We start from the raw sequence: 7,436 nt of genomic DNA on the forward strand, positions 1-7,436 counted from the left end.
CCAGTCTGTCGCTTCTCGAGGACGAAATCTGGCGCCCGCGCGTGGCAGCGATCACCGCCCAGCTGAGCACCGGTCTGATGCCCTTGGCTGAGCATCCGCAGGTGCGCGATGTGCGGGTGCTCGGCGCCATCGGCGTGGTGGAAACGACGCAACCGGTGAATATGGCGGTGCTTCAGCGCTGGTTCGTCGACCGCGGCGTGTGGATCCGTCCCTTCGGTAAGCTTATTTATCTAATGCCATCTTATATTATTTCACCGCAGGCACTGGCGCAACTTATCGACGCTATCGCCGGCGCCCTAGACCGGTCGGCGCATTTCCTCTCCTGATGCTCCGGCACGAGGTGCGTATGCGCGCGTGGTCACATATACACTATGCTTAACCACTGGACGTGGCCTTCCCGACCGGCGATACCGGTATTGGACGTCATTACGGCAGAGCGTGACGACTAAGGTATTCACTAGCACCGGCGTAAGGGAAGATGTCCTTAAAGGCAGCAAAAGTTTTGTGATTACCATTTTTGACCCTGACGCGCTGACTGGTTCCGGCTGATGGCCAACACTCCGGCAGATGTGCGGATGCTGCTCCAGAATTCGAGCTCCAAGCCAGGATCATCTGCTGCCAGGTGCTATTCAGGGACGCAAAGATTGCGGCAGCGCGGGCTGTGGCGGCGTAGCACTGGAGCAAAGCGATAATGCCATCAAAGCGCGCGCCAATGTGATTATTGGCGATAACCGCCGTCCATCGCCGATTTTATCCGCCAGCACCTGCTGGTCTAGCGCTCGCGCAGGCAGCGAACGTAGCTCAGCGTTCGGTTTGGTTGAGGCTCGCCGCACGCGCCAGCGCCAGCGTGATAAGGCGGTCCACCAACGCGGGATAATCCAAACCGCTAGCTTCCCACAGCTTGGGGTACATACTGATGGATGTAAAGCCTGGTAAGGTATTTACCTCATTGAGCAGGATCTCGCCTTGCTCGGTCAAAAAGAAATCCACCCGTGCCATCACACTGCAACCCAGCACCAGATACGCCTGACGAGCCGTCTGCCGAATGGCGTCGGCGACGGGCGCCTCCAGCGTCGCCGGAATAAACAGTCCCGCCTGGGCGCCCTTCAAATATTTGGTGTCATACGCGTAAAATTCGTCATTGATGAGGATCTCGCCGCAGACGCTCACCTCCGGAGAATCGTTGCCTAGTACGGCGGTTTCTATTTCCCGTCCGGTTATCGCCTGCTCAACTAGAACTTTGGCATCGTAACGAAAAGCCAGTGCCAATGCCGCGTTGAAGGTGGCCCGGTCAGTCACTTTGCTAACCCCCACCGAAGATCCATGGCTAGTAGGTTTAATGAACAGCGGCAGGCCCAATTGGCTGACGATAGCGTTGAAATCCGGCGTCGCGTCGCCCGTGCGCAGCAGCGTCATCGAAGGCGTAACTGGTACCCCGGCGTCGCGCAGTACGCGCTTGGTCATGTCCTTGTCCATGCAAACTGCTGATCCCAGTACATCCGGCCCAGCACAGGGAATATTGAGAACCCTGAGCAGTCCTTGAACTGATCCGTCCTCACCGCTGGCGCCATGCAACACCGAGAAAGCGACATCAATCGATGGCAACGGCTGGCCGTTGGCGGCGTCAATAAACTGCGCCCGCTGCTGACCAGGCACGACGGCCAGATAACGCCGTGCTGGCGCCAGACATATGGAGGCAGGATCATCATGATTGAGCAGATAGTTTTGCTCGTTGCACAACATCCAGCGCCCGTGTTTATCCACCCCGATGAGGGTCAAATCGTATCGTTGCCGGTCAATAGCATGAATGACATTCATCGATGAGCGCAACGATACTTCATGCTCGGCGGACTGGCCGCCGAACAGCACCGCGACCCGTAGTTTGCCTCTTCCCCATTGTTCCATTACATTCTCATTGATTACCAAAATACTTATTAAAAGCCTATAGAGTATGCGCCGAGGCTTGGTGTGTAAAGTCCAAGCGATAGAGCATGCAATAATACATTGATTATAAATGATAAAATTGTAAGAGATAGGAGGATCTAGCATATAGGTCGTGCTTATGGGCATATGGCGTGACAACAAGGTCCAAGAGGAGAACACAGCCCGGTGTTGGCCGCTACTTGACGGAACGCTCAACGGCAGTAGCGCACTTTACTACGCGAAGTCCTCAGCCCAGGAGGAGTCCTCCTCCTGGGCTGAGGACGGCGACATATTTCAAGCATTGTTGCCTTGTAGCTTATACAGTTGGCGAATAGTTTTTTCATTATTATTATACCAGTTTCTGTCTGCGGCAATTGGGTCTTTTGTGTTATCGCCACCGGCGTTATTTGCCGCTGGCTGTCGGATAAGCGTCACTTTCCTTTTTGATCTACAAGGGTTGCACATGCAGGCAGAAATTCTGTTGACCCTAAAACTTCGTCAGCAACTGTTTTCTCTGACCCGTGCCGCATTGCGTTACTCAAATAGATCCGTACCACCTGTTCCATCATCTAGGGCGCGAAACTGGCGGGCATCAGCTACAAAAAGTGCCTGCGATTCTATCAATGCTATACGCACTGGCGGAACAGGCGATGGTAGCGCGCGACCAGCGACAAATGGCGGCACGACCTTGCTGGGCTAAAAATTCAGCAAAAGTCCATGTCCTTGCAGGATGATAACTTGCCATTAGCCAACCTGTTGGCAGCGATTTCTTGTTTTTCGCTACAAGCCAGCGCGTGCAATCAATTTTTGACACCATTAATCAATCGTCACCTCCAGCCGTTGCAGCAAGTGACAGTCGCGCTAGCCAGAGAACTCGCCCTCTTAGCCAGTGAACGGCGCACCGACTATCGACAGCCCATCCTTCTCTGGAACAAGTGAAGCAGATGGTGGAGAGGATTGGCGGCGGGCCAATACCGATCTGCTGAGTCCTGGCAAGAATGACATACCAGCAGCACCGCGGCGGAAATTATTCAGCACCACCACCACGACGACGATGCGCGATGCACAGCAATATATAGGCGGATCAATTCAGAATCTCGCTATTTGCTGACTCGCCGGTTCAAATACCTTTCCACCGGCGAGTCCCATAAGGTGCTGCTGTGCCAGACATTGATGGCGCATCCGGATTTGCTGATCCTCGATGAATCGTTTAACGGTCTGGATGTTGCCTCATGTAAGCAATTAAGCCATCGCTTAGCCGGTCTGGCAGACAGCGCATGTACTCTGATACTGATCCTTAACCAGTTTGAGGATATTCTGGACTATATCGACCGGGTGGTATCCTGGTAGATTATGCGCTGAACCTGTAACTTCTCGCGTCAAAGCCTCCTAACGGAAGCGCTGGTGGCGCAGTTTGCCCCATCTAGAATCCCTGCAAGATCTGGAGTTCCCCCGAAGCTGACTCGCCGTAACAACTGACCGCACTGCCTGCCTGCGGACCAGCCGTTTATTATTATGTGAGACGGCGTAGTATCTTACCAGGATTAGTCGATTTTACATAATCTGGAAGGATAGGTGGTTCCGGTTCAGCACTGGCAAATCGTCGGCCCGAACAGACCGGTAAATCCATGCTGGTCAGCCTGGTGACAGGTGCGATCATCGGTAGGTTCAGTAACGATCTCACGTTGTTCTGGCGCCGGCGCGGCAGCGGTGAAACAATTTAGGGTATCAAACGCCATGGCTATGTCAGTAAGCAGTCTTCATTCGGATTATCGCATTAGCGTCAGCGCGTAGTGTGTCATCTTGTCCGGCTTTTTTGATTCCATCAGCGTTTATCAGTCGCCTTCGGAGTAGCAGCAGTTGAGACGCGGCAGTGACTACGTTTACTCGAGCTGGAGAACCAGGCTGGTGCGGTGTTTCACGGTCTCTCCTGGGGTCAGCAGCGTCTGACCTTGATTGCGCGCGCTGGTTAAACGTCCGGTGCCGCTCATTTTCGACGAGACGCTGCAGGGTTTGGATCTGCTTAACCGCCGGCTTGTACGCCGCTGGATAGAGGTGCTGATTGGCCAGGGCACCCCCGCAATTGTTATTCGTTTCCCATCATGCTGATGATGCGCCGGAATGTATTACCTAACAGTTAATCTTCGTACCTGACAGAGAACGCTATCAATATCAGATAGAAACGCTCAACACATGAAGTGGTCATTCCCAGAACGGCGTAAAGAAAACTCATCAGTGGCCGCGACCGATCCCTTCACCAGCATCACCTCGGCCGTGATAAGCCCCTTACCCTAGTTATCAAGCGCGTTAAGGGCATCAACCAGACTAAGGGAATTAAACTATTTCAGTCCTAGTTACAGATGGGAGCGGTTACATCGGCAGTCACACCTGTTTGTAGCTTATCACTGCCGGTATAATGCCCGTGATTTTCTACAACGTATGAACAACAGAAAAAGTTCCGTCATGGCGATGCTAGCTAGGCCGATTGAGCAGCTACATGCCAGCGTTTTATAAAGGCGACATACGCGACAAGCAGCTATTAGCGAAGATTTTCGCCGAATACAGTATTGGGGCGGTGATTCACTTCGCCTGTCTGAAGAAGGTAGTCGAATCGATCAATTAACTCATCGACTATTATAATAACAACGTCTATTACACTCTTTCACTGGCAGAAGCCATACGGGAGGCAGGCGTAGTCAACTTGATATTTAGCTCCTCATCCACGGTTTATAGAGTTCAACCCGTAACCGCCTACAAAGAAAGCTTGCCCGCCTAGCGTCCCGACTAGCACCTCCCCCATACGGCTGCAGCAAATTATAGTGGGGTTGTGCTGGAAAGCGAATTTTTTCCCGACAGCCCGAATCATCCAGAATGACCACAGCCCGCATGCTGGATAAAGCCGACGGAAGCCTACGATTCGTAAACCTGTTATCAGTTCCTGGCGCTGTAATCGGTTGGCTTATGAGATTTATTTCTGCCGCCGACCCCTCTGGCGGTTGCCGCCTGATATAAACGGGACATATAATGCGTGGAATTATCATGAAAATCTTAGGATATTGAGGAGTCGCATAATGGCCTTAACTAAACTGGTTCTGATACGTCACGGCGAAAGCCAGTGGAACAATGAAAACCGCTTCACCGGTTGGACCGATGTTGACCTGTCTGACAAAGGCCGTACCGAAGCGAAGCAAGCGGGCCAGGTACTGAAGGCAGAAGGCTATGTGTTCGATTTTGCCTATACCTCTGTACTGAAACGTGCCATTCACACTCTATGGGGAGTCCTGGATGAACTAGATCAGGCCTGGCTGCCGGTGGAAAAATCCTGGCGCCTGAACGAGCGCCACTACGGTGCGCTGCAGGGACTTAACAAAGCCGAAACCGCAGAGAAATACAGCGATGAACAGGTTAAGCAGTGGCGTCGCGGTTTCGCGATCACTCCGCCAGAACTGACCCGTGATGACGAGCGCTTCCCAGGGCACGATGCACGCTATGCCAACTTGACCGCCGCCGAATTGCCCACTACCGAAAGCCTGGCGTTAACCATCGATCGTGTGATTCCTTATTGGAACGAAACGATTCTACCTCGCATAAAGAGCGGTGAACGGATTATTATCGCCACCCACGGCAACTCTATTCGTGCCATGGTAAAATTCCTAGACAATCTGAGCGAAGAAGAGATTTTAGAATTGAATATTCCGACCGGCGTACCTCTGGTGTACGAATTCGACGACAATATGAAGCCGATTAAGCACTACTACCTCGGCAACGCTGACAAGATTGCTACCAAATCTACTGTGGTCGCTAATCAGGGTAAAGCGAAATAATTAACGCGCTCGCTGGGAGGGGCAGCTGAGCCGGTGCCAGACTAATTGGGGAGATCCGATGAGGTTTGTTGTTTCTACCGACGCGCGCTTCACCGTCTTTGTAAGCTGCGTTAGCGTGCTTTCCCCAATCGATACAGGTGTCTATCACACTATAACCGTAAGCCAGCGCACCTGACTCAGCGCCCTAGTTCTCTTTCACACTTGCAGCCAACTCTTAGCAGATATCTCCCGTTACCATCATTTGCTTTTTGAACTGTTTGCTGCTGTGGCTGCTGCAATCGATCAGCACTAACGCCGGCAGCCCGGCCTTGGTGAGTCCTTCGTTCACGGCAGCACGTGATGGGTGCTGTGGTTGGGCGCCTATAACGCCTCAGCTCATCAAATGAGACAGACATTGCGAGGTGATCATATCGAGGAACTTGCCCGCCGCAAGCAGACCCCCGCTGTCGTTAATTGCCAACAATGAACGGCGCACGATACGCAGACCCTCGTTGATTTGGAAACTGCCATCCATGTGGGGATCGCGTTGATTAACCCCTTCCAACCGACCGTAGTGCGCATTTTCTCAAAACATACCCGCATGACAATCTTCAGTTCACCGCTCAGGCTTTCTCGCAGTTTAGTTTAAGTAAGCGCCAGGCATATTCCAGAGCAGCTTCGGGATCGTGAATCGAGCAATGGCCAATTACTACCAGTAGACGATCATAATTACCTTTGAGGATCTTGTATACATCCGAACGTACGGTGGAAATGGTACTCGCTGCGCTGTCCGCTGTCGCCGGATATTTTTCTAATAACGCTACCGGCGGCAGAAATTCGTTGATCTCGGTAATGAGAAAATCATCATTTTAGTAATTCATATAAAATCTATTTAGCTCCAACAGGCACGACGACAAGATTAAAAAAGGCGATCCGATAAATCTGTTGTAGTACAGGCTGTAAATCTACAAAGCGTTATTAAAAGCTAATAAATTTGATATTAGCTAGTTCTTTACTATGATTAATTTATGATCATCTAAATATAACAATCAGTTAATTCCAGTCAGCGCCGTCTTTCATTTTTTTCGCAGCGAGATATGCTCTGCGTCTCGACATTCTCTCTCCAACAGGTTTTTACCTACGGACTTTTACCAAAATGGGTTAAGAGGAAAACTATGCAGACGAACATCAGCAAATTTGTAAAGACACATATGTATAGAGGGTGGTTGCCAGAACGTTAATAAGAAAGCAGAAACCAGTGCCACCGGCAACCGGATATCCGCCGGACAGTACCAAAGTACAACGCAGTAAGCCTCGACGGGAATGTCATATAGCTTATCTGCCCGCTCCCTAGGTAAGGCAGATAAAATCAGGCTCCGGCCTGATTTTATCTGCTGTGCGGCCCCTCGTCATTCTGAATTCAGCAAACCCTGCTGCCTGGACTGATAGATTTTGCCAATCGCTTACCGGGATTTGCTAGCCTCCTAGGGATCTTGCTCACACCCTTCCGGCAAGCGAATGGCGGTCCGCAGATGCTTCTGCCAGCGCGCATCAGGTGCCAAGTGGCGCACACTTATGCGTGAATACTCGATGCAAAAATACCCTGCAGACAACCTTTTTGCCGTGGAGAGCTCGGAAAAAACACAGGTTAAAACGCCAATACTACACCTAAATTGATAGGGCAATGTGGCCAAGGAACCGATATACTCT

General features: G+C 51.5%; 7 protein-coding genes and 3 pseudogenes. 6 read left to right on the forward strand and 4 right to left on the reverse strand.

What is annotated here, in order from left to right:
• Positions 1-326 (forward strand): aminotransferase class III-fold pyridoxal phosphate-dependent enzyme (locus tag BG74_RS15815; RefSeq protein WP_244267143.1); only part of this gene is annotated, 326 nt, incomplete at its 5' end.
• Positions 327-801: 475 nt separating this feature from the next.
• On the opposite strand, the gene ddlA is transcribed toward BG74_RS15815, so the two are convergent.
• Entirely contained in the window at positions 802-1,905 is a 1,104-nt protein-coding gene (ddlA, locus tag BG74_RS01710) for a D-alanine--D-alanine ligase (RefSeq protein WP_066596142.1), read from the reverse strand.
• 1,122 nt (positions 1,906-3,027) lie between these two features.
• On the opposite strand from ddlA, the gene BG74_RS01715 reads away from it, so the two are divergent.
• Positions 3,028-3,273, forward strand: a complete 246-nt coding sequence (locus BG74_RS01715; protein WP_066596144.1) for an ATP-binding cassette domain-containing protein — start codon at positions 3,028-3,030, stop codon at positions 3,271-3,273.
• Between the two features lie 236 nt (positions 3,274-3,509).
• On the opposite strand, the gene BG74_RS12310 is transcribed toward BG74_RS01715, so the two are convergent.
• Positions 3,510-3,662, reverse strand: a complete 153-nt coding sequence (locus BG74_RS12310; protein ID WP_187202498.1) for a hypothetical protein — start codon at positions 3,660-3,662, stop codon at positions 3,510-3,512.
• Positions 3,663-3,879: 217 nt separating this feature from the next.
• On the opposite strand from BG74_RS12310, the gene BG74_RS12315 reads away from it, so the two are divergent.
• The 4 genes and pseudogenes from BG74_RS12315 (at position 3,880) to gpmA (ending at position 5,747) form a co-directional block, all read left to right on the forward strand.
• Positions 3,880-4,032 (forward strand): hypothetical protein, encoded by a 153-nt coding sequence (locus BG74_RS12315; RefSeq protein WP_187202499.1) that lies wholly within the window; start codon positions 3,880-3,882, stop codon positions 4,030-4,032.
• A gap of 292 nt (positions 4,033-4,324) precedes the next feature.
• Positions 4,325-4,693: pseudogene (locus BG74_RS20195) on the forward strand (NAD-dependent epimerase/dehydratase family protein); the annotation flags it as partial.
• Between the two features lie 39 nt (positions 4,694-4,732).
• Positions 4,733-4,846: pseudogene (galM, locus tag BG74_RS15820) on the forward strand (galactose-1-epimerase); the annotation flags it as partial.
• 148 nt (positions 4,847-4,994) lie between these two features.
• Positions 4,995-5,747 (forward strand): 2,3-diphosphoglycerate-dependent phosphoglycerate mutase, encoded by a 753-nt coding sequence (gene gpmA / locus BG74_RS01720; protein WP_066596146.1) that lies wholly within the window; start codon positions 4,995-4,997, stop codon positions 5,745-5,747.
• A 217-nt stretch (positions 5,748-5,964) separates the two neighbouring features.
• Here the strand turns inward: gpmA and BG74_RS12320 are convergent.
• Positions 5,965-6,580: pseudogene (locus BG74_RS12320) on the reverse strand (3-deoxy-7-phosphoheptulonate synthase); the annotation flags it as partial.
• Between the two features lie 630 nt (positions 6,581-7,210).
• A partial coding sequence (locus tag BG74_RS14710; RefSeq protein ID WP_204376290.1) for a hypothetical protein occupies positions 7,211-7,436 on the reverse strand: 226 nt, incomplete at its 5' end.

Origin of the sequence: Sodalis-like endosymbiont of Proechinophthirus fluctus, assembly GCF_001602625.1 — a bacterium.
Lineage (GTDB): Bacteria > Pseudomonadota > Gammaproteobacteria > Enterobacterales > Enterobacteriaceae.

What these genes read in the sequence shown, in the direction of transcription:
- ddlA (WP_066596142.1), bottom strand. Translation starts at nt 1,905, where the DNA reads ATGGAACAATGGGGAAGAGGCAAACTACGGGTCGCGGTGCTGTTCGGC.
- BG74_RS12310 (WP_187202498.1), bottom strand. Translation starts at nt 3,662, where the DNA reads ATGGCGTTTGATACCCTAAATTGTTTCACCGCTGCCGCGCCGGCGCCA.
- gpmA (WP_066596146.1), top strand. Translation starts at nt 4,995, where the DNA reads ATGGCCTTAACTAAACTGGTTCTGATACGTCACGGCGAAAGCCAGTGG.